Genomic DNA, 21,886 nt, shown 5'->3' with positions numbered 1-21,886 from the left:
CTGGTGGGGGGCAGGGTGGCCCCCCTGCAGGGTCCCGCCGCGAGCCTGCGGGTGGTGGGGGGCACGGGGGTCCTTCGTCAGCGGGCCGTGGGCGGCCAGGTCACCTGTCGCGGCAGGGCGAGGGAGAAGACGTGCGCCGGCTCCCGGTAGGGGTCGAGCTCGACGTAGTTGAACTGCCCCCACCCGTACTGGGCGCCGGTGAGCTCGTCGGTGACGCCGAAGCGCTCGTGCCAGTCCAGGCCGAGCACCGGCAGGTCCAGCGACGTCGTCCCGATCTGCCGGTCGTGGCTGTCCAGGGTGACGACGACGAGGACGGCGTCCTGCGAGCCCGGGTCGGTCTTGGAGAAGCAGAGCAGGTTCGGGTTGTCGACCGGGTGGAAGGTCAGCGTCCGCAGCTGCTGCAGCGCCGGGTGCTGCCGCCGGATCTCGTTGAGCCGCCGCAGGTAGGGCGCCAGCGTCCGCCCGGAGGCCTCCGCGCCGGCCCAGTCGCGCGGGCGCAGCTGGTACTTCTCGCTGTCGAGGTACTCCTCGCTGCCCGGGCGCACGGCCACGTGCTCGTAGAGCTCGAAGCCGGAGTAGACGCCCCAGGTGGGGCTCAGCATCGACGCGAGCACGGCCCGGATCTTGAACATCGGCGGGCCGCCGTACTGCAGGCTCTCGTGGAGGATGTCCGGGGTGTTCACGAAGAAGTTGGGGCGCATGTAGTGCGCGTTGGCGGCCAGCTCGCGGCCGTAGTCCTCGATCTCGCCGCGCGCCGTCCGCCAGGTGAAGTACGTGTAGGACTGCGTGAACCCCAGCCGCGCCAGCTGGTGCATCATCGCCGGCCGGGTGAAGGCCTCGGCGAGGAAGAGCACGTCCGGGTCGGTCTCCTTGACCTGCCAGATCAGCCAGTACCAGAAGTCCAGCGGCTTGGTGTGCGGGTTGTCGACGCGGAAGACGCGCACCCCGGCGTCCATCCACACGCGCACGACCCGCAGCACCTCGGCGCAGAGGCCCTCGGGGTCGTTGTCGAAGTTGACCGGGTAGATGTCCTGGTACTTCTTCGGCGGGTTCTCCGCGTAGGCGATCGTGCCGTCGGGCTTGGTGGTGAACCACTCCGGGTGGCTCTTCACCCACGGGTGGTCGGGCGCGGCCTGCAGTGCGAGGTCCAGCGCCACCTCCATGCCGAGCTCGCGGGTGCGGTCGACGAAGGCGCGGAAGTCCTCCATGGTGCCCAGCTGCGGGTGCACGGCGTCGTGGCCGCCCTCGTCGCTGCCGATCGCCCAGGGCGAGCCGACGTCGTCCGGGCCGATCTCGTGCGGGTTGCCGCCGGGGTAGACGGCGGTGTTGGGCCCCTTGCGGTTGACCTTCCCGATCGGGTGGACCGGCGGCAGGTAGACGACGTCGAAGCCCATGTCGGCGACGGCGGGCAGCCGGTCGGCCGCCGTCGCGAAGGTGCCGTGCGTCGCGGTGCCGCCGACCACCGGGCCCTCCGAGCGGGGGAAGAACTCGTACCAGGAGCCGTACAGGGCGCGCGGGCGGTCGACCCACACCTCGTACTCGGGCGAGGGCGTGACCAGCTCGCGGACCGGGTGCTCGTCGAGGTGGCGCTGCAGCGAGGCGGTCAGCGCCGGGGCCACCCGGTCGTGCAGGTCGCGCGAGTCGTCGCGCAGCGCGGCGGCGGCCTCGGTGAGCCGGCCGGACCACTCGGCGTCGGCGTCGGCGGCGACCCGCTCGAGCAGCCGGGCGCCCTCCTCGAGGTCGTTGGCCAGCTCGCCGGCGCCCTGCCCGGCCTCGATCTTCACCTCGACCGCGTGGTGCCAGGTGGCCAGCGGGTCGCTCCAGGCCTCGACCCGGAAGGTCCAGCGGCCCTCCCGGTCCGGGACGACGGTGGTGATCCACCGGTCGGGCTGGTCGCCGTAGCGGCGCATGCGGGTGAACGGTCCACGCGTGCCGTCGGGAGCGGTCCAGACGACGTCGGCCGCGACGGCGTCGTGGCCCTCGCGGAACACGGTGGCGGTGACCGGCAGGTGCTCGCCGACCACGGCGCGGGCGGAGAACGACCCGCAGGACACGACGGGGGCGACATCGGTGATGCCGAGGCGGAGGTCAGTGCGGCGAGTCATCCCGGCCACGCTATCCAGGTCCCAGGCCCGCCACACCTCGGCCCGGCGGCCGGTCGGAGGGGACCGCGCAGGGCCGTAACCGGCCCCCCGGAAAGGGGCACGCCGCTGGGTCCGGGCCGCCGGGCCTGACTAGTCTCTCGGCGTGCGAGCACTGCGTAGGTTCACCGTCCGGGCGGCCCTCCCCGAGGCCCTGACACCCCTCTCCCAGTTGGTGATGAACCTCCGCTGGTCGTGGCACGCGGAGACCCGCGACCTGTTCGAGGCGCTGGACCCCGAGCTCTGGCAGGCCTGCGGCAACGACCCGGTCAAGGTCCTCGGTGAGGTGTCGGCCGAGCGGCTGGCCACCCTGTCGCGCGACCGCCGGTTCCTGCGCCACCTCCAGGACGCCGTCGACGACCTCGAGGACTACCTGTCCTCCGCGCACTGGTACCAGTCGCTGGGGCCGGACGCGCCGCGCAGCATCGCCTACTTCTCCGCCGAGTTCGGCATCACCGAGGTGCTGCCGCAGTACTCCGGCGGCCTGGGCATCCTCGCCGGCGACCACCTCAAGGCCGCCTCCGACCTCGGTGTGCCGCTGATCGGCGTCGGCCTGCTCTACCGCGCCGGCTACTTCGAGCAGGGCCTGTCCGCCGACGGCTGGCAGCTGGAGCGCTACCCGTCGCTGGACCCGCACGGCCTGCCGGTCAAGCTGCTGCGCCAGCCCGACGGCTCGGCCGTCGTCGTCAGCGTGCCGCTGCCCGAGGGGCGCACCCTGCACGCCCACGTGTACCGGGCCCAGGTGGGCCGGGTCTCGCTGCTGCTGCTCGACAGCGACATCGAGGAGAACGCGCCGGCCGAGCGGGGCGTCACCGACCGGCTCTACGGCGGCGACGAGGACCACCGGCTGCGCCAGGAGATGCTGCTCGGCATCGGCGGCGTCCGGGCGCTGCGGGCCTACTGCCAGCTCACCGGCACCCCGCAGCCGGAGGTCTTCCACGCCAACGAGGGCCACGCCGGCTTCCAGGGCGTCGAGCGGATCCGCGAGCTCACCGAGTCCCACGGCCTGTCCTTCGCCGAGGCGCTGCAGGCCGTCCGCGCCGGCACGGTGTTCACCACCCACACGCCGGTGCCCGCGGGCATCGACCGCTTCCCCCGGGCGCTGATCGAGCGCTACTTCGCCGGCTTCGGCGTCCCGCTCGAGCACCTGATCCCGCTCGGCTCCGAGGACGACCCGTCGAAGTTCAACATGGCGCACATGGGCCTGCGGCTGGGCCAGCGCGCCAACGGGGTCAGCCAGCTGCACGGGCACGTCAGCCGGTCGATGTTCAGCGACCTGTGGCCGGGCTTCGACCAGGGCGACGTCCCGATCGGCTCGATCACCAACGGCGTCCACGCGCCGACGTGGACCGCCCGCGAGCTGATCGAGCTCGGCACGCAGACCTCCAGCGAGGGCGACCCGTTCGAGGGCCAGGGGCCGGCGTCCTTCGACGGCGTCGACCGCATCCCCTCCGGCGAGCTGTGGACCACCCGCCGGATGCTGCGCGGGCGGCTCGTCGACGAGGTGCGCCGGCGGCTGCGGGAGACCGCGCTGTCCCGGGGCGCGGCCGAGGCCGAGGTCGGCTGGACCGACTCCGCCTTCGACCCCGACGTCCTCACCATCGGCTTCGCCCGCCGCGTGCCGTCCTACAAGCGGCTCACCCTCATGCTGCGCGACCCCGAGCGCCTCCGGGCGCTGCTGCTCGACCCCGACCGGCCGGTGCAGCTGGTCATCGCCGGCAAGAGCCACCCGGCCGACGACGGCGGCAAGCAGCTCATCCAGCAGATGGTCAAGTTCGCCGACGACCCGGCCATCCGGCACCGGATCGCGTTCCTGCCCGGCTACGACATCGGCATGGCCCGCTACCTGTACTGGGGCTGCGACGTCTGGCTGAACAACCCGCTGCGGCCGCTGGAGGCCTGCGGCACCTCCGGGATGAAGGCGGCGCTCAACGGCGGGCTCAACCTCTCCATCCGCGACGGCTGGTGGGACGAGTGGTTCGACGGGCAGAACGGCTGGTCGATCCCCACCGCCGACGGCGTCACCGACCACGACCGCCGCGACGACGTCGAGGCCCGGGCCATCTACGACCTGCTGAGCACCCAGGTGGTGCCGCGGTTCTACGAGACCGACCGCGACGGCGTCCCCAGCCGCTGGGTCGAGATGGTGCGGCACACCCTGCGCGAGACCGGCCCGAAGGTGCTGGCCACCCGGATGGTGCGCGACTACGTCGAGCGCCTGTACGTGCCGGCGGTCGGCTCGGCGCGGACCATGGCCGACGGCGGTTACGCCCCGGCGCGCGACGAGGCGCAGTGGCGGGCGCGGCTGCAGGAGAACTGGAGCGGCGTGCGGGTCGCGCACGTCGAGGCCACCAGCGGCGGCGACACCCCGGAGATCGGCTCGACGCTGGCGCTGCGCGCGGAGGTCGAGCTGCCGCACCTGACCCCCGGCGACATCGAGGTGCAGGCGGCCTACGGGCGGGTCGACGACGCCGACGGTCTGCACGAGGTGACCACGGTGCCCATGGAGCACGAGCACACCGAGGGTTCCCGGCACTGGTTCACCGCCACGGTGCCGCTCGAGCGCACCGGCGCCTTCGGGTACACGGTGCGGGTGCTGCCGCACTCCGAGCACCTGGCCGACCCCGCCGAGCTGGGGCTCGTCCGCAGCGCCTGAGCAGGCACCGTCCCGCCCCACTGCTCGCGGGCTCGGGGCGGGCCCGGGACGGGGTCGCCCCGACCGGGTGGCTCATCCGTCACGCCGGTCGCAGCGTCCCCAGGGGGCGCCGCGACCGGCGTGGCGGTGGCGCTCGACCTCCCACTCCCGCGTGCGGTCACTAGGCTGGCGCGCATGCCCGACCGCTGTGAAGTCCTGCCCGGAGACGCCGTCGTCGCCCGACGCGGCGGGGGTCTGCTCTGGGTGGACGCTCCCGGTTCGCCCGCCCTCGTCGCCGCGCTGCACGCCTGCCTCGGCATCGCGGGTCCCGGCGCCGACCGCGTCCTGGCGGCCGTCGCCACCCAGACCGCCTCGCTCGGGGGTGGCTCGGCGTCCTTCGCGCTCGTCCTCGTCGACTCGGCGGGGGGCTCGGGCACCGGCGTCGCGCTGTGGTCGGGCAAGGGCCAGCCGGCCGTCGACGGCGTCCCGGTGTCGGGCCAGCCGGTCGACGGCGGGTGCAGCATCGCCGCGGGCTTCCCGCTCGGCGCCACGCTCTACGTCGGCCCCGGCCAGGCCGCGCCGCAGATGCCGCCGGGTGTCGCCTACGACCTCACCGAGGGCACCGTCCCCGGCTCCGGAGCGATGCTGCAGCTCGCGGCGTCCGCGCACGTCTCCGCCGCCGTCCCCCCGGCCACCGCCGCGTCGTCGCCGTTCACCGCCGGCTCCGACGCCGGGTTCGCCGGCGCCGCGTCCTACGGCTCGACCGGTGGCTCGTCGGCGTCCGGCGTGGCGGCGCGCACCGACGACGGCGGCGAGGAGACGGCGTTCTGGAAGCCCGACGCCGCCTCGGCGCCGGTGCTGCGCTTCGACGACGGCCTGGTCGTGACCGTCGACGAGGACCTCGTCCTCGGCCGCCGTCCCGACAGCCACGAACTGGTCACCAGCGGCACCGCTCGCCCGGTGCCCATCGCCGACACCCAGAACGTGCTCTCCTCCGCGCACGCGGCCATCCAGCGCAGCGGCGGCGAGGTCAGCCTCACCGACCTCGGCTCGCTCAACGGCACGCACGTCGCCGGCCCGGAGGCCACCGAGTGGACCCAGCTCGAGCCCGGCGTCGCCCACCCGCTCTCCGACGGTGACCGCCTGCTCCTGGGCTGGACGGTCATCACCTACGAGGTCCCGCAGGACTAGGCGCCAGGACCGGGCGCGCCGTCCGCCCACCGGCCGAGAGGTCGTCCTCCCGCACCGGAGCGCGTCCTCCCTGACCGTGGGCGGCCGGGGAGGACGCGCCGGGATCAGGTCACCTGATCGTCGCGCGCCCCGCGTCAGGTGCGGCGGAGGACGCGGAGCAGCCAGACCGTCCGCGGCGGCACCGTGATGGACCCCGGCGCGACGACGGCCGGCCGCGGCGGCGCCCCGGTCGGGTACTCCGTGCTGACCACGAACTCGTAGCCGTCGGACCACGGCGGCCCGGGCAGGTCCACGGTCGCCGGCTCCGGCCCGGCGTGCAGCTGCACGAGGTAGGAGTCGTCGACCACCGGCCGGCCGCGCGCGTCGCGGTGCCGGATGCCACGGCCGTCGAGGTACATGCCGATCGTCTGCAGGCCGGTGTCGAACCAGTCGGCGGTGGTCAGCTGCCCGCCGTCGGGGGCGAACCAGGCCAGGTCGCGGGTGCCGTGCGTGCCGGGCAGCGCGGTGCCGGGGATCTCGTGGCCCTCGAAGAAGGCCTCCTGGCGCAGCACCGGGGAGCGGCGGCGCAGGTCCACCAGCCGGCGGACGAAGGCCAGCAGGTCCCCGTCGGCGCGGGCCCAGTCGATCCAGGAGACCTCGGTGTCCTGGCAGTAGGCGTTGTTGTTGCCGCCCTGGGTGCGGCCGAGCTCGTCGCCGGCGGTGAGCATCGGCACGCCGGTCGACAGCAGCAGCGTGGCGAGGAGGTTGCGCACCTGCCGCGCGCGCAGCGCCTGCACGTCGAGGTCGTCGGTGGGGCCCTCGACGCCGCAGTTCCAGTTGCGGTTGTGGCTCTCGCCGTCCCGGTTGTCCTCGCCGTTGGCCTCGTTGCGCTTGCGCTCGTAGGTGACCAGGTCGGCGAGGGTGAAGCCGTCGTGGGCGGTGACGAAGTTGACGCTGGCGAACGGGCGCCGGCCGTCGGAGCGGTAGAGGTCCGAGGAGCCGGTCAGCCGGTAGGCGAGGTCGCGGACGCCGACGTGCGCGCCGGACCACACGTCGCGGACGGTGTCGCGGTACTTGCCGTTCCACTCCGTCCACAGCGGCGGGAAGTTGCCCACCTGGTAGCCGCCCTCGCCGACGTCCCACGGCTCGGCGATGAGCTTGACCCGGCTGACCACCGGGTCCTGGTGGACGACGTCGAAGAAGGCCGAGAGCCGGTCCACGTCGTGGAAGGAGCGGGCCAGCGCGCTGGCGAGGTCGAAGCGGAAGCCGTCGACGTGCATCTCGGTCACCCAGTAGCGCAGCGAGTCCATGAGCAGTGCCAGCACCGCCGGACGGCGGACGTCGAGGGTGTTCCCACAGCCGGTGTAGTCGGTGTAGCGGGCCGGGTTGCCGCCGGCGAGCCGGTAGTAGCCGCCGTTGTCGATGCCCTTGAGCGACAGCGTCGGGCCGCTGTGGTCGCCCTCGGCCGTGTGGTTGTAGACCACGTCGAGGACCACCTCGATGCCCGCGGCGTGCAGCGCCTTGACCATCGCCTTGAACTCGGTCACCTGCGCGCCGCCCGACCCGGCGGAGCTGTAGGCGGCGTGCGGGGCGAAGTAGCCGAGGGTGTTGTAGCCCCAGTAGTTGGTCAGCCCGCGGCGCAGCAGGTGCGGCTCGCTGACGAAGTGGTGCACCGGCAGCAGCTCGACGGCGGTGACCCCCAGCGACTGCAGGTGCTCGACGAACGCCGGGTGCGCCAGGCCCGCGTAGGTGCCGCGCAGCGCCGGCGGGACGTCGGGGTGGCGCATGGTCGCGCCCTTGACGTGCACCTCGTAGATGACGGTGTCCGACCACGCGGTGCCCGGCCGCCGGTCGCCGTCCCACGGGAAGGAGTCGTGGACGACGACGCCGCGCGGCACGTACGGCGCGGAGTCCCGCGGGTCGGGCGCGCCGGCGTCCCCGCCCTCGAACGGGAAGCCGAACAGCGACGGGTCCAGGGTCAGCTCGCCGTCGACGGCGCGGGTGTAGGGGTCCAGCAGCAGCTTCGCCGGGTTCCAGCGGGCGCCGGCGCCGGGCTCGTAGGGGCCGTGCACCCGGTAGCCGTAGCGCTGGCCGGGGCCGACCCCGGGCAGCCGGCCGTGCCAGACCTGGTGGGTGGTCTCCCGCAGCCGGTGCCGGTGCTCGGTGCCGTCGGGGTCGAACAGGCACAGGTCGACGGCGGTGGCGCCGGCCGACCACAGCGCGAAGTTCGTGCCGGTGCCGTCCCAGTGCGCGCCCAGCGGGGCGCTCGAGCCGGGCCAGACCTCGACGTCCTCGGGAGTCCTCACCCGGCGATCCTGCCAACTCCTCACCCGCGTCGGCGGGAGGCGGCGGAGACGGGTTGGATGGGGTCGTGTCGAGCAGCGCGGTCCCCGACCACCCCGCCGGACCTGACTCGGTCGTCGAGATGCACGGCGTGGACGTCGTCCGCGGCCAGACGCACCTCCTGCGGGAGGTGGACTGGACCGTCCTGCCCGACCAGCGGTGGGTCGTCCTCGGCCCCAACGGCGCCGGCAAGACGACGCTGCTGCAGCTGGCCGGCGCGCACGTGCACCCGACCCGCGGCGAGGTCCGGCTGCTGGGCGAGACGCTCGGCGCCGTCGACGTGTTCGAGCTGCGCCCGCGGATCGGCCTGACCAGCGCGGCGCTGGCCCAGCGGATCGAGCCGGGGGAGCGGACCGGCGACGTCGTCGTCTCCGCGGGGTACGCCGTCGTCGGCCGCTGGCGGGAGCGCTACGACATCCACGACCTGTCCCGCGCCGCCGTCCTCATGCAGCAGTGGGGCGTCGCCGGCATCGCGCACCGACCCTTCGGCACGCTGAGCGAGGGCGAGCGCAAGCGGGCCCAGATCGCCCGCGCGCTCATGCCCGACCCCGAGCTGCTGCTGCTCGACGAGCCCGGCGCCGGCCTGGACCTCGGCGGGCGCGAGGACCTCCTCGGCCGGCTGTCCGACCTCGCCCGCCACGCCCACGCGCCGGCCCAGGTGCTGGTCACCCACCACGTCGAGGAGATCCCGTCGGGCTACACCCACGCGCTGCTGCTGCGCGGCGGCGAGGTGGTCGCCGTGGGACCGGTCGACGGCGTGCTGACCGCCGAGGCGCTGTCGGAGACCTTCGGCCTGCCGCTGGCGCTCGAGCGCACCGACGGCCGCTACACCGCCCGCCGCCGCGGTTAGGGGACCACCTCCTCCCGGCCCCTCGCAGGCTCGGGGCGGGACCCGGGAGGGGCCGTGGCTATGGTGCCCCCCATGGCAGCAGCCCCGGAGTTCGTGACCCTGTCGGTGGAGGCCGGGGTGGGCACCATCCGCCTCGACCGCCCGAAGATGAACGCGATCGACGAGCAGCTGCACCAGGAGGTCCGCGCGGCCGCGCTGGAGGCCGGCGAGCGGGCCGACGTGCGCGCCGTCGTCCTCTACGGCGGCGAGCGGGTGTTCGCCGCGGGCGCCGACATCAAGGCCATGTCCCAGCTCGACGGCCGGTCGATGGTCGCGTGGGGCCGGGAGCTGACCGACAGCTTCACCGCCGTGGCGCACATCCCGAAGCCGGTCATCGCCGCGATCACCGGCTACGCCCTCGGCGGCGGCTACGAGCTCGCGCTGTGCGCGGACTTCCGGGTCATGGGCGCCGGCGCGAAGGTCGGCCAGCCGGAGATCCTGCTCGGCGTGATCCCCGGCGCCGGCGGCACCCAGCGGCTCGCCCGCCTGGTCGGCCCGGCCAAGGCCAAGGACCTCGTCTTCACCGGCCGGCACGTCGGCGCCGAGGAGGCGCTGGAGATCGGCCTGGCCGACGCCGTCGTCCCCGACGACGAGGTGCACGGCACTGCCGTGGCCATGGCCCGCAAGTTCGCCGCCGGCCCCCCGCTGGCCCTGGCGGCGGCGAAGAGGGCCATCGACGACGGGCTCGACCTCCCGCTGGGGGAGGGCCTGCGGCTGGAGAGCCGGCTGTTCGCCGAGCTGTTCGACACCGAGGACCAGGCCGAGGGGATGCGCTCGTTCCTCGAGCAGGGCCCCGGCAAGGCCACCTTCACCGGCCGCTGAGCCCACCGGCGCCGGTCGCCGGTCATCACGAGTTCGCCAAGGTCTCCCCGCACGGCCTGCCGCGGGCGGTTCCGTTCTGTCACGATCCGCGGGACCCCACCGCCGGCGGCCCGCCGCTGCGGTGGGCACCCGGACCACTCGTCGAGGAGGACGCCCGTGCGACGCCCTGCCACCCCCACCCCGAGGACGGCGGCCGTGCTGGCCGCCGCGACCCTGTTGCTGGCCGCCTGCGGCGGGGGTGACGACGGCGGCTCGGGCGGCGGCAGCGGCGGGGGCTCCGACGCGGCGAGCGCCCGCTCGGCGGAGGACCTCGGCGGCATGGACGCCCTGGTGGAGGCCGCGCAGGCCGAGGGCGAGCTGAACGTCATCGCGCTGCCGCCGGACTGGGCGAACTACGGCGAGATCATCTCCACCTTCGAGGAGGAGTACGGGATCACCGTCAACAGCGCCTCGCCCGACGGGTCCAGCCAGGACGAGCTCAACGCCGTCGAGAGCCAGCGCGGGCAGGACCGTGCCCCCGACGTCCTCGACCTCGGTACCGCGTTCGCCCGCCAGGCGCAGGCGCAGGACTTCCTGGCGCCCTACCAGGTGGCGACCTGGGACGAGATCCCCGAGGGGCAGAAGGACCCCGACGGCCACTGGTACAACGACTACGGCGGCTACATCTCCATCGGCTGCAACGCCACGGTGATCGCCGAGTGCCCGACCACCTTCGCCGACCTGCTCGACCCGCAGTACGCCGGCCAGGTGGCGCTCAACGGCAACCCGACCCAGGCCGCGGCCGCCTTCTCCGGCGTCTGGGCGGCCTCGCTCGCCAACGGCGGCAGCCTCGACGACATCGGCCCGGGCATCGACTTCTTCGCCCAGGTCAAGCAGGTCGGCAACTTCAACCCGGTGGAGATCACCCCGGCCACCATCCAGAGCGGCGAGACGCCGCTGGCCATCGACTGGGACTACAACAACGCCGCCCTGACCCCCACGCTGGCCGAGCAGGGCGTCGAGTGGCAGGTCGCCGTCCCCTCCGACGGGCTCTTCGGCAGCTACTACAGCCAGGCGATCAGCGCCTACGCCCCGCACCCGGCGGCCGCGCGGCTGTGGCAGGAGTTCCTCTACAGCGACGAGGGCCAGAACCTGTACCTGGCCGGTGGCGCCCGGCCGGTCCGGCTGCCGTCGATGCAGGAGGCCGGCACCGCCGACGCCGAGGCGCTGGCCGCCCTGCCGGCGGTCGAGGGCACCGCGGAGTTCCCGACGCAGGAGCAGGAGAGCGCCGCCCAGCAGGTGGTCGCGACCCGCTGGAACCAGGAGATCTCCGGCTGAGCACCGACGTCGACACCCCCGCGCCGGCGTCCCGCAGGGGGCGCCGGCGCGGTGGTCTGCTGCCCGCGCTGGGCCTGGTGCCCTTCCTGCTCTACGTCGCGGTCTTCCTGCTGCTGCCGGTCGGCGTCCTGGCGGTCGAGGCGTTCCGCGCCACCGACCCGGTCACCTTCGAGGACAGCTGGTCGACGGCGAACATCGGCACGGTCACCGGCGGCGCCTACGCCCGCGCCTACCTCGGCAGCCTGCAGCTGTCGGCGGTCACCGCGGTCCTCGGCGCCGTCCTCGGGCTGGCGCTGGCCTTCGCGATCGTCCGCACCCGCCAGGGCACGAGGAGCGGCCGGCTGCTGCGCCGGCTGGTGCTCACCGCCTCCGGCGTGCTGGCCAACTTCGGCGGCGTCCCGCTGGCCTTCGCCTTCCTCGCCACCATCGGCAACGCCGGGGTGGTCACCGCCGTGCTCACCGGACCGCTGGGCCTCGACGGCTTCTCGCTCTACTCCACGGCGGGGCTGGCGGTCGTCTACCTGTACTTCCTGGTCCCGCTGATGGTGCTGACCATCATCCCGGCGATCGAGGCGCTGCGCCCGCAGTGGCGGGAGGCCGCCGACGTCCTCGGCGCCAGCGGCTGGCAGTACTGGCGCCGCGTCGGTGGGCCGGTGCTCGCCCCACCGGTGCTCGGCGCCACGATGCTGCTGTTCGCCTCGGCGTTCGCCGCCTACGCCACCGCCAAGGCGCTGGTGGGCAGCAGCGTGCCCCTGGTGACGCTGCAGATCGCCGACTCGCTGTCGAGCAACGTCGTCGTCGGCGCGGAGAACCTCGGCAAGGCGCTGGCCCTCGGCATGGTCGTGCTCGTCGGGCTGGTGATGGTCTTCTACACGTGGGTGCAGCGGCGGACGTCGCGGTGGCTGGCGTGAGCGCGACGACCGGCCCGGCCCCGGGCGCGCTGACGGCGGGCGTGACCGGCGCCGGCAGCGTCGAGCCGGACGCGCCGGTGCGGGCCGGCCGCCGGGGTCGTGGCGGGTGGCGCTGGGCGGTCTTCGCCGTCCTCGGCCTGTACTTCCTCGTGCCGCTGGCCGCCTCGCTGTGGTTCACCGTGCGCGACCGCGGGCGCGGCGGGCTGACCGCGGACGCCTACACGGGCATCCCGGGTGCGGAGGGCTTCGCGGAGAACTTCGGCCGCTCGCTGGCGCTGGCCGCGCTCACCGTGCTGGTCGTCCTGCTGCTCGTGGTGCCCACCGTGGTGCTCGTGGAGCTGCGGCTGCCGCGGCTGCGCCCGCTGGTCGAGCTGCTCACCCTCGTGCCGCTGCTGCTGCCGCCGATCGCGCTGGTCGTGGGCGTGCGCAGCGTGCTGGCCTGGGCACCGGAGTACTTCTTCGGGACGCCGCTGGCCGAGGTGTTCTTCGCGCTCCAGGAGCCGGCCCTGCCGTGGATCCTGGTGCTGGTCTACGTCGTCCTGGCGCTGCCGTTCGTCTACCGGGCGCTGGACGCCGGCGTCCGTGGCGCGCAGCTGCGCACGCTCACCGAGGCCGCCCGGGTGCTCGGCGCCTCGTGGCCGCGGGTGATGGCCTCGGTGGTGCTGCCGGTGCTGCGCACGTCGGTGCTCAACGCCGCGTTCCTCACCCTGGCGCTGGTGCTCGGGGAGTTCACGGTGGCCAACATCCTCGGCTTCGAGACCTTCCCGACCTGGATCGTGCGCGTCTCGGGCTCGCAGCCACAGCTGTCGGTGGCCGTCTCGGTGCTGTCGCTGCTGCTCACCTGGCTGCTGCTGTTGCTGATCTCCGCGCTGGACCGCCGGCGCCGCGAGGAGGAGCCCGCATGACCGCCGTCCCGGCCCCGGGCGTCACCGCCCCCGCCGACCTGCGCGCGCAGCCGGGGGTCGCCGTCCGGCTGGAGGGGCTGACCCGCCGCTACGGCTCGGTGCTCGCCCTCGACCGCCTGGACCTCGAGGTCGCCGGCGGGGAGTTCCTCGCCCTGCTCGGGCCCTCGGGCTGCGGCAAGACGACGGCGCTGCGGGCGATCGCCGGCTTCGAGCAGGTCGACGAGGGCCGCGTGTGGTTCGACCGCCGCGACGTCACCGGCGTCCCGCCGAGCAGGCGCGACGTCGGCATGGTGTTCCAGGCCTACAGCCTCTTCCCGAACATGACCGTGGCCGACAACGTCGCCTTCGGGCTGCGGGTGCGCCGCCGGGGCCGGGAGGAGCGCGCCGGCCGGGCCGCCGAGCTGCTCGAGCTGGTCGGGCTGGCCGATCGCGGCGGGCGCTACCCGCACCAGCTCTCCGGTGGCCAGCAGCAGCGGGTCGCGCTGGCCCGGGCGCTGGCCGTGGCGCCGCAGGTGCTGCTGCTCGACGAGCCGCTCTCGGCCCTCGACGCCCAGGTGCGCGTGCAGCTGCGCGAGGAGATCCGCCGCATCCAGCTCGAGCTCGGCACCACCACGGTGTTCGTCACCCACGACCAGGCCGAGGCGCTCTCGGTGGCCGACCGCGTCGGGGTCATGCGGGCCGGCCGGCTGGAGCAGGTGGCCTCGCCCGACGAGCTCTACGAGCGCCCGGCGACGGCGTTCGTGGCCGGCTTCGTCGGCACGATGAACCGCATCCCCGCCGTCATCGGCGACGGCGACGTCGAGTTCCTCGGCGTGCGCCGCGAGGTCCTGGGCGCCCCCGCCGCGGCCGGTCCGGCGTTCGCGCTGGTGCGGCCGGAGGCGCTGCTGGTCGAGGCCGACCCGCGGGGGAGCGGCCGGGTGGTCACCCGCACCTTCTCCGGCGCCACCACGCGCCTGGCGGTCGCGCTGCCCGACGGCCTCGAGGTGCAGGCCGACGTCCCCAGCGCCGACAGCCAGGGCCTCACCCCGGGCACCGCGGTCACCGTCACCCCGGCCGAGCGCCCGGCGCTGGTCGAGCCGGCCGGGGTCACGCCGTGAGCTGGTAGACCACCACGGTCGCGTCGTCGAGGTTGGTGACGTAGGCGCGCTCCCCGTCCGGTGACACCGCGACGCTGGTCGGGCTGTTGCCCGTGGTGGGGCTCGCGGTCACCTCGAGGATCTCGGTGTCGACCACCGACATCGTGTCGCCTTCGACGTCGGCGGTGTAGAGGTGCCGGCCGTCCGCCGCCCAGGAGACGTCCTGCGGTCTGAGGCCGATCGGCAGCGTCCGCACCTCGCCGCTGGCGGTGTCGAGCAGGCGCAGCTCGCTGCTGTCGTAGGCGACCACCGCGACCAGGCTGCCGTCGGGTGAGATGGCGACGCTGTGCGGCGAGTCACCGGCCGGGATCTGCTGCAGCACCCGGCCGGCGTCGGCGAGGTCCAGCACGCTCATCACGTCGGACTCGTGGTTGGCGGCGTACCCGGTGCGCCCGTCGGCGGAGACCGCGATCCAGTGCGGGTTGGCCGGGACGGTGTAGGAGGCCACCTGCGTGCCGGACGTGGTGTCGAGCACCTGCACCCGGCCCTCGTTGTGCAGCGGGACGTAGAGCAGCCGCCCGTCCGGCGAGGTGGCCGGCGCGAACGGCCGCAGGCCCACGGGGACCGACTGGATCACCCGGTTGGTGGTGGTGTCCAGGAAGGCGACGGCGTTCACGGTGTAGTCGGCGTTGGAGACGGTGACGTAGGCGCGGCTGCCGTCGGGGGAGAAGGTGATGAACTGCGGTGGGCCGGCCTCGATCCGGATCCGTGAGACGACGCCCAGGGAGTTCAGGTCGAGCACGCTGACGATGCCCTCCGCGCGGTGCGCGATGTAGGCGTAGCGGCCGTTGGGCGCGACCGCCAGGAAACCGGGCGTCGGCGGCACCTGGATCGGGTCCCCGACCTGGGTGGGGACGGCGAGGCTGGTCGCCGGCGGCTCGCTCGGCGGGGTCGCCGGTGCGCTCGACTCGGGCGCCAGCGTGCTCCCGGGGGTGCTCTCCGTCGTGCCGCCCGGGGTGCCGGTGCCGGCCGCGCCCGTGCCGCTCCCGCCGTCGTCGCGCTGCCACAGCCAGCCCACGACCCCGGCCGCGACCAGGACGAGCACCAGTGCGGTCACCAGCGCGACCCGCCGGCCGCGGCGCCGGCGCGGCGGGGAGCCGGGCGTCCCGGGGGGACCGGGGTGCGGAGGCCCGCCGAACGGGGGACCGGCCGGCCCCGAGGGCAGCTGCTGGACCGAGTTGTGCGTGCCGTCGCCGGAGCGCAGGCCGAGCACGGTGGGCGGGGCGGTCGCGGTCCCGGCCGGCTCGACCGACCGCGGGGCCGTCGCCGTCGCGGCGGGCGTCCCCCACGCGGCGGCGACCGGGGCGGGGGCCTCGTGCAGGGCCGCCCGCGCTGCGTCGGTCAGCTCCCGCGGCGTGGCGTAGCGGTCCTCGGGGCGCTTGGCCATCCCGCGGGCCACGACGTCGTCGAGTGCCGGGGGCACGCCCGGGACCAGCTGGCTGGGCCGTGGCGGGTCGGCGTAGAGGTGGGCGTAGAGCAGCGCCGGGAGGTCCTCGCCCCCGAACGGGCGCCGGCCGGTGAGGCACTGGGAGAGCACGCAGGCCAGCGAGTAGACGTCGACCCGGCCGTCGATCGGCTGGTCGGTGAAGCGCTCGGGCGCCATGTAGTCCAGCGTCCCGACCGTCGCGCCGGTGATGGTCAGCGACGTCCGCGTGCTGCCGATCGAGCGGGCGATGCCGAAGTCGACGACGTAGACGAAGTCGTTCGGCGTCACCAGGACGTTGCTCGGCTTGACGTCGCGGTGCACCAGACCGTCGGCGTGGGCGGCCTCCAGCGCGTCGGCGACCTGGGACACCAGGGCCACCGCCCGCTCGGGGGCCAGGGGGCCGTCCTCCAGCAGCCGGCCGAGGTCGCGGCCGTCGACCAGCCGCATGTCGATGAACAGCCGGCCGTCGAGCTCGCCGTAGTCGTGGATCGGGATGACGTGCGGCTCGCGCAGCCGGGCGGCGACGTGCGACTCGCGGCGGAACCGGCTGGCGAACTCGGAGTCCCGGTTGAGGTGCTCCGGCAGCAGCTTGAGGGCCACGAGCCGGTCGCGGCGGGTGTCCCGGGCGCGCCACACCTCGCCCATGCCCCCGACGCCGAGCATCTCCTCGAGGCGGTAGTGGCCGAACTCTCGGGCGCTCATGGGCGTGCTCCTCGGCTGGCCGGCCCGGTGCCGCGGGCCGGCCGGGCAGGCGCTGGTGGCGGCGCGGAGCGTAGGGAGACCGGCGTGCGCGCGGACCGGCCGTGACCCGGGCACCCGCCGGCCGGGCTCCCCGCCCGCCGCGTCCCGCCGCGACGCAGTTCCGTGGCGACGCTGCGTGACGCCGGCCCGCGGCGGTTCGTGCACGAGGATGGCGCGGTGAGCAGCGCCGGGCCCGACCCCATCGACGTCGACCGCTCCGACCCCGCCGGTCGGGCGTGGGTGGACCGCGCGGTGGCCGCCGTCGAGGCCGACGCCCGGCGCAGCGCCGACACCCACCTGCTCGTGTACCCGCTGCCGCCGGAGTGGGGCGTCGACCTCTACCTCAAGGACGAGTCGACCCACCCGACCGGCAGCCTCAAGCACCGGCTGGCCCGCTCGCTGTTCCTGCACGCGCTGTGCTCGGGCTGGATCACCGAGGGCAGCACCGTGGTCGAGGCCTCCAGCGGGTCGACGGCGGTCAGCGAGGCGTACTTCGCGCGGATGCTCGGCCTGCCGTTCGTCGCGGTGGTGCCCGCCTCGACCAGCCGGGAGAAGATCGCGCTGATCGAGCGGCACGGCGGGCGCTGCCACTACGTGCAGCGGGCGCCGGAGGTGTACGAGGAGGCCCGCCGGCTGGCCGCCGAGTGCGGCGGGCACTACCTCGACCAGTTCACCCACGCCGAGCGGGCCACCGACTGGCGCGGCAACAACACCATCGCCGAGTCGGTCTTCGAGCAGCTCGCGCTCGAGCGCCACCCGGTGCCGGAGTGGGTCGTCGTCGGGGCGGGCACCGGCGGCACCAGCGCGACCTTCGGCCGCTACCTGCGCTACCGGCGGCACCCCACCCGGCTGGCCGTCGTGGACCCGGAGAACTCGGCGTTCTTCCCCGGCTGGGTGGAGGACGAGCCGGCCTGGGCCACGGGCATGCCCTCGCGCATCGAGGGGATCGGCCGGCCGCGCGTGGAGCCCTCGTTCCTGCCCTCGGTGGTCGACCGGATGATCCGCGTGCCCGACGCCGCCTCCCTGGCCGCGACCCGCCACCTCGAGCGGGTGACCGGGCGACGGGCCGGCGGCTCGACCGGCACCAACCTGTGGGGGGCGTTCCGGCTGGTCGCCGAGATGCTCGCCGCGGGCCGCACCGGGAGCGTCGTCACGCTGCTCTGCGACGGCGGCGAGCGCTACGGGCGCACGCTCTACTCCGACGACTGGGTGGCCGGTCAGGGGCTGGACCTCGCGCCGCACACGGCGGTCCTGGAGGAGTTCACCGCGACCGGCCGGTGGACGGCGTGACCGTCGTCACCCGGGCCCGGGCACGCCGCCCCGTTACCCCGCAGTAACCTCCACTATCGGAGCCAGGCGGGCCGCGGCCCGCGTCCCCCATGACCGATCGCGGAGGTAGGTCTGGCGATGAACATCGTCGTTCTGGTCAAGCAGGTCCCCGACTCCGGCACCCAGCGCTCGCTGGACCCGTCGGACAACACCGTCGCCCGCGCCACCGCGGACAACGTCATCAACGAGATCGACGAGTACGCGATCGAGGAGGCCCTGCAGGTCAAGCAGGCGCAGGGCGGTGAGGTCACCATCCTGACCGTCGGCCCGGCCAGCGCCACCGACGCCATCCGCAAGGCGCTGTCGATGGGCGCGGACAAGGCCGTGCACGTGACCGACGACGCCATCCACGGCTCGTGCGCCATCCAGACCTCCGGGGTCCTGGCCGCGGCGCTGCAGCAGCTGGACTACGACCTGATCCTCATGGGTGCGACGTCGACCGACGGCCAGGTCGCCGTCATGCCGGCGCTGCTGGCCGAGCGGCTGGGCATCCCGCAGCTGTCGGGCGCCCAGAAGCTCACCGTCGAGGGCTCCACGGTCAAGGTCGAGCGGCAGACCGACGGCGGTTTCTGGGCGCTGGAGGCGCAGCTGCCGGCCATCGTGTCCACCTGGGACACCATCAACGAGCCGCGCTACCCCTCGTTCAAGGGGATCATGGCCGCCAAGAAGAAGCCGGTCGAGACCAAGTCGCTGGCCGACCTGGGCGTCGACCCCTCCACCGTGGGCCTGGCCACCGCCACCAGCGCGGTCGTCGACTTCGCCGGCCGCCCGCCCAAGGGCGAGGGCGTGAAGGTCACCGACGAGGGCGACGGCGCGGAGAAGCTCGTGGGCTTCCTGGCCGAGCAGAAGCTCGTCTGACCCGGCCCGGATCGCAGCGAAGAGGAGACTGAACAGCCATGGCAGAGGTCCTGGTCCTGGTCGAGCTGAACCCGGCCGACGGCACCGTCCGCAAGACCACGCTCGAGGCGCTCACCGCCGCGCGTGTCCTCGGTGAGGTCTCGGCGGTCGTCGCCGGCGGCCCCGGCGTCGCCGCCGGCGCCCGCGAGCGGCTCGCCGAGTACGGCGCGGCGAAGGTCTACGTCGCCGAGTCCCCCGAGATCGACGAGTACCTGGTCGCGCCGAAGGCCGAGGTGCTCGCGCAGCTGGTGGCGCAGGTGTCGCCGGCCGCCGTCGTCATCCCCTCCTCCCCGGAGGGCCGGGAGGTCGCCGGCCGGCTGGCGCTGAAGACCGGCAGCGGCTTCCTCACCGACGTCACCGAGATCGCCGCCGACGGCACCGCCACCCAGGTCGTCTTCGCCGGAGCGCAGATCGTGCACTCGAAGGTGACGACCGGCACGCCGATCTACACGCTGCGCGGCAACTCGGTCGCCCCCGAGCCGGCCCCCGCCGCCGGCGAGGAGGTCCCGGTGCAGGTCTCGATCTCCGAGCAGGCCAGGCAGACCCGGGTCGTGGACAAGGTCGTCGAGATGAAGAGCAACCGGCCCGAGCTCACCGAGGCGGCGATCGTCGTCTCCGGCGGTCGCGGGGTGGCGAGTGCGGAGAACTTCTCGATCATCGAGGGCCTGGCCGACTCGCTCGGTGCCGCCGTCGGCGCCTCGCGCGCCGCGGTCGACTCCGGCTTCTACCCGCACAGCTTCCAGGTCGGGCAGACCGGCAAGACCGTCTCGCCGCAGCTCTACATCGCCGTCGGCATCTCCGGTGCCATCCAGCACCGCGCCGGCATGCAGACGTCCAAGACCATCGTGGCCGTCAACAAGGACCCGGAGGCCCCGATCTTCGAGCTGGCCGACTTCGGCGTCGTCGGGGACCTGTTCCAGGTCGTCCCCGCCGCCACCGAGCAGATCGCCGCCCGCAAGTAGAGGACCCCCTCGCCCCCCACTGCTCGCAGGCTCGCAGCGGGGCCCTGCGAGGGGGCCGTCCCCGCCCCCACCCCTCGCTCCGCTCGGGGTGGGCCCCTGCAGGGGGCCGTTCCACACGGCACGTCAGGCGCCGGTCCCCGTCCGTGGGGCCGGCGCCTGCTGCGTCCCCGGGGCCGGTCTCAGGCCCGGGGGCCCGGTGCGGGAGGCGCCGGGTCCCGGTGTGCGGCCTCACGGGGCGCGGGCACCGGGGCGGCCGCGAGCCGGTCGGCGCTCACGCGCCGGGTGGCCCGGAGCTCGGCGGCCGAGGGCGCCGGTGCCGGGACGGTCGCCGGCTCGGGGAGCAGCCAGCCGACGTCGACCTCCTCGCCGCCGACGTTCCCGGTGTCCCAGGCGCCGCCGGCGACCATCGTGTGCAGCGTGGGGCCGGCGAGCGGCTCCAGCTGGGCGCGCAGCGCCGCGTCGTCGGGCAGCCCGGCCAGGCGGGACTCCAGCCGGGTCCGGTTGCGCCGCAGCCGCTCCATCAGGACCTCGAGGTCGGCGGCCCGGTCGAAGGCGCCCTGGTCGCCCTCCGCGATGCCCTGGGCGAGCTGGCCCTTGATCGTCCGCGGCCGGCCGGTGGCGTCGACGGTCACCATCTGCCGCCAGGCGCGTGTCTTGTGCCGGTACTGCAGCATCGCCATGACCGCCTCGTGGCGGACGAGGTCCGCGTCGCGCAGCGGCATCCCGCGCCAGGCCGTGGCCAGGTTGCGCGCCAGGGAGATCGCCGAGGCCAGGCCGCTGTTGAGGCCGCGGCCGGGCCAGAAGTGGATGGCGTTGCCCGCGTCGCCGAGCAGGAAGGCGAAGGTCCCCGGGGTCGTGCGGGTCGGCGGGTACAGCTGCGCGGTGAACCGGGGCCGCTGGACCATGTCCAGCCGGAACCCGGTCACGGCGGTCAGCCGGTCCTCGGGGACGCCGAAGAGCCGCAGCCCCTCCTGCACCCGCGTCCACAGCGCCGAGCCCTTGAGCAGCGCCGGCAGGAAGAACGTGCGGTGGGTCTCGCACACGTACTCGCCGTCCGGCTGCCGCTCCAGGACGCAGGGCGCGGACTGGATGCAGGGGGAGAACACCTGCCGCACGGGGTTGATCCCCACGGCCTCCTGCGCCTCCTGGTCGGTCAGCCGCATGTTGAGGAAGCCCTCGCCGCGCAGCGAGTTGAGCAGGAACCGGTTCTGCGACACGGTCAGCAGCACGGCGGTCGGGTCGGGCAGCTGGGAGGCCACCCGCAGGCCGAGGACCATGTCCTGCACGTGCTCGCCGTCCACCGAGTACATCGAGGTGTCCGGTGTCCCGAACCGGTCGGCGAAGTGGTCGCGGGTGCGCGAGCGGCCGCCCTCGCAGATGGCCAGCACGTGCTGCTGCACCAGGTCGTCGCGGGCCTCGGCGGCGTCGAACAGCTCCGGGACGAGCGTGATCCGCTCGGACCGCTCGTTGGCCAGCTCGAGCAGCTTGTCCTCGATGAACCGGACCGGGGTGTTGCGCGGCGCGGCGCCCTCGACGGAGTCCGGGCCGAGCGGCCACATCTGCGACCAGTCCTCGGCAGCGGCGAACAGCCGCTCCTGCACGTGCGGCGGCAGCCGCAGGTACTGGCGGCTCTGCAGGGTGACGACCTGCTCGCGGCGGACGTTGCCCTTCTCGTAGGTCGTCCACTCCAGGTGGTCGCCGACCCGCATCCACCGGCGGTCGTGGACCCGGACCGCCACCCGCGGCCCCATCAGGTGGTCCAGCAGCAGGGCCAGGGTCAGGCCGACCGGCCCGCCGCCGGTGATGGTGACCCGCAGGACGTCCGGTGACCCGGCGGCGAGGTGGTCGACCGGGCCGGCGATGGTGGCCGACTCCCAGCTCTCGAAGCGGAAGACCTCGTCGCCGATGCGGATCTCGTCGCCCGGCTCGAGCGGGTGGACGGAGACCTGGGCGCCGTTGACCCAGGTCCCGTTGTCGCTGTCGAGGTCGTGGAGGGCGAACCCCTCACCCTCGCGGCGCACCTCGGCGTGCACCCGCGAGGCGAAGCGGCTGGCGAGGACGACGTCGTTGGTGTCGCCCCGGCCCAGCGTCACGGCGGTGCGGCCGAGCGGGAACCGCTGCCCCTCCAGCCGTCCCTGGACTCCGACGAGTGCGGTGATCATCGCTTCCGGCTCCGCTCCGAGTGACCCGTGAGCGGCGGTCCGCCGCCCTGACCGGGCACCACGCCGCGGGGTGCCCACCGAGCGGTCGCGTCCCCGTCGC

The 21,886-nt window shown here is 74.5% G+C and carries 15 protein-coding genes; 11 read left to right on the top strand and 4 right to left on the bottom strand.

All coding sequences use genetic code 11. The annotated features are described in order from the left end of the window. Positions 1–77: 77 nt before the first annotated feature. A complete protein-coding gene (locus JOD57_RS07100; RefSeq protein ID WP_204691235.1) occupies positions 78–2,105 on the bottom strand; it encodes an alpha-1,4-glucan--maltose-1-phosphate maltosyltransferase in 2,028 nt (675 codons plus the stop codon). A 142-nt stretch (positions 2,106–2,247) separates the two neighbouring features. Between JOD57_RS07100 and glgP the strand changes: the two genes are divergently transcribed. Both glgP and JOD57_RS07090 read left to right on the top strand, forming a co-directional pair. After that, entirely contained in the window at positions 2,248–4,797 is a 2,550-nt protein-coding gene (glgP, locus tag JOD57_RS07095; protein WP_204691234.1) for an alpha-glucan family phosphorylase, read from the top strand. A gap of 174 nt (positions 4,798–4,971) precedes the next feature. Further along, complete coding sequence (locus JOD57_RS07090; RefSeq protein ID WP_204691233.1) at positions 4,972–5,967, top strand: FHA domain-containing protein; 996 nt, start codon at positions 4,972–4,974, stop codon at positions 5,965–5,967. A gap of 134 nt (positions 5,968–6,101) precedes the next feature. On the opposite strand, the gene glgX is transcribed toward JOD57_RS07090, so the two are convergent. Continuing rightward, on the bottom strand, positions 6,102–8,252 hold the full coding sequence (glgX, locus tag JOD57_RS07085) for a glycogen debranching protein GlgX (protein ID WP_204691232.1): 2,151 nt from the start codon (positions 8,250–8,252) through the stop codon (positions 6,102–6,104). 65 nt (positions 8,253–8,317) lie between these two features. On the opposite strand from glgX, the gene JOD57_RS07080 reads away from it, so the two are divergent. The 6 genes from JOD57_RS07080 to JOD57_RS07055 all read left to right on the top strand — a co-directional run bounded on the left by JOD57_RS07080 (position 8,318) and on the right by JOD57_RS07055 (position 14,230). Continuing rightward, positions 8,318–9,139, top strand: a complete 822-nt coding sequence (locus JOD57_RS07080; protein ID WP_307824533.1) for an ABC transporter ATP-binding protein — start codon at positions 8,318–8,320, stop codon at positions 9,137–9,139. Between the two features lie 72 nt (positions 9,140–9,211). Then, positions 9,212–10,000: an enoyl-CoA hydratase/isomerase family protein gene (locus JOD57_RS07075; RefSeq protein ID WP_204691231.1), complete on the top strand. Its 789-nt coding sequence runs from the start codon at positions 9,212–9,214 to the stop codon at positions 9,998–10,000. 156 nt (positions 10,001–10,156) lie between these two features. Then, positions 10,157–11,317, top strand: a complete 1,161-nt coding sequence (locus tag JOD57_RS07070; RefSeq protein ID WP_307824532.1) for an ABC transporter substrate-binding protein — start codon at positions 10,157–10,159, stop codon at positions 11,315–11,317. A gap of 77 nt (positions 11,318–11,394) precedes the next feature. Next, entirely contained in the window at positions 11,395–12,228 is an 834-nt protein-coding gene (locus JOD57_RS07065; protein ID WP_307824531.1) for an ABC transporter permease, read from the top strand. Continuing rightward, positions 12,225–13,133 carry an ABC transporter permease subunit gene (locus JOD57_RS07060; protein WP_307824530.1) on the top strand — a complete coding sequence of 303 codons (909 nt, stop codon included), beginning with the start codon at positions 12,225–12,227 and terminating at the stop codon, positions 13,131–13,133. Before JOD57_RS07065 ends, JOD57_RS07060 begins: the two co-directional genes overlap by 4 nt. Next, positions 13,130–14,230, top strand: a complete 1,101-nt coding sequence (locus tag JOD57_RS07055; protein ID WP_204691229.1) for an ABC transporter ATP-binding protein — start codon at positions 13,130–13,132, stop codon at positions 14,228–14,230. The genes JOD57_RS07060 and JOD57_RS07055 overlap by 4 nt, the downstream gene beginning before the upstream one ends. On the opposite strand, the gene JOD57_RS07050 is transcribed toward JOD57_RS07055, so the two are convergent. Continuing rightward, the gene (locus tag JOD57_RS07050) at positions 14,220–16,397 is read right to left on the bottom strand and encodes a serine/threonine-protein kinase (protein WP_204691228.1); all 2,178 of its coding nucleotides are present in this window, start codon (positions 16,395–16,397) and stop codon (positions 14,220–14,222) included. The genes JOD57_RS07055 and JOD57_RS07050 overlap by 11 nt on opposite strands. Positions 16,398–16,613: 216 nt before the next feature. Here JOD57_RS07050 and cds1 point away from each other — a divergent pair, with 216 nt between their 5' ends. The 3 genes from cds1 (at position 16,614) to JOD57_RS07035 (ending at position 19,624) form a co-directional block, all read left to right on the top strand. Further along, positions 16,614–17,726 carry an L-cysteine desulfhydrase Cds1 gene (gene cds1, locus JOD57_RS07045; RefSeq protein WP_204691227.1) on the top strand — a complete coding sequence of 371 codons (1,113 nt, stop codon included), beginning with the start codon at positions 16,614–16,616 and terminating at the stop codon, positions 17,724–17,726. 117 nt (positions 17,727–17,843) lie between these two features. After that, complete coding sequence (locus JOD57_RS07040) at positions 17,844–18,623, top strand: electron transfer flavoprotein subunit beta/FixA family protein (RefSeq protein WP_204691226.1); 780 nt, start codon at positions 17,844–17,846, stop codon at positions 18,621–18,623. A 38-nt stretch (positions 18,624–18,661) separates the two neighbouring features. Continuing rightward, positions 18,662–19,624: an electron transfer flavoprotein subunit alpha/FixB family protein gene (locus tag JOD57_RS07035; RefSeq protein WP_204691225.1), complete on the top strand. Its 963-nt coding sequence runs from the start codon at positions 18,662–18,664 to the stop codon at positions 19,622–19,624. Between the two features lie 179 nt (positions 19,625–19,803). Here JOD57_RS07035 and JOD57_RS07030 read toward each other — a convergent pair whose 3' ends face one another. Then, positions 19,804–21,786, bottom strand: a complete 1,983-nt coding sequence (locus JOD57_RS07030) for an FHA domain-containing protein (protein ID WP_204691224.1) — start codon at positions 21,784–21,786, stop codon at positions 19,804–19,806. Positions 21,787–21,886: the final 100 nt, after the last annotated feature.

Origin of the sequence: Geodermatophilus bullaregiensis (assembly GCF_016907675.1) — a bacterium.
GTDB lineage: Bacteria > Actinomycetota > Actinomycetes > Mycobacteriales > Geodermatophilaceae > Geodermatophilus > Geodermatophilus bullaregiensis.
Note: the sequence above shows the minus strand (reverse complement) of the source record. Positions and strands in the feature narration are given on the sequence as shown.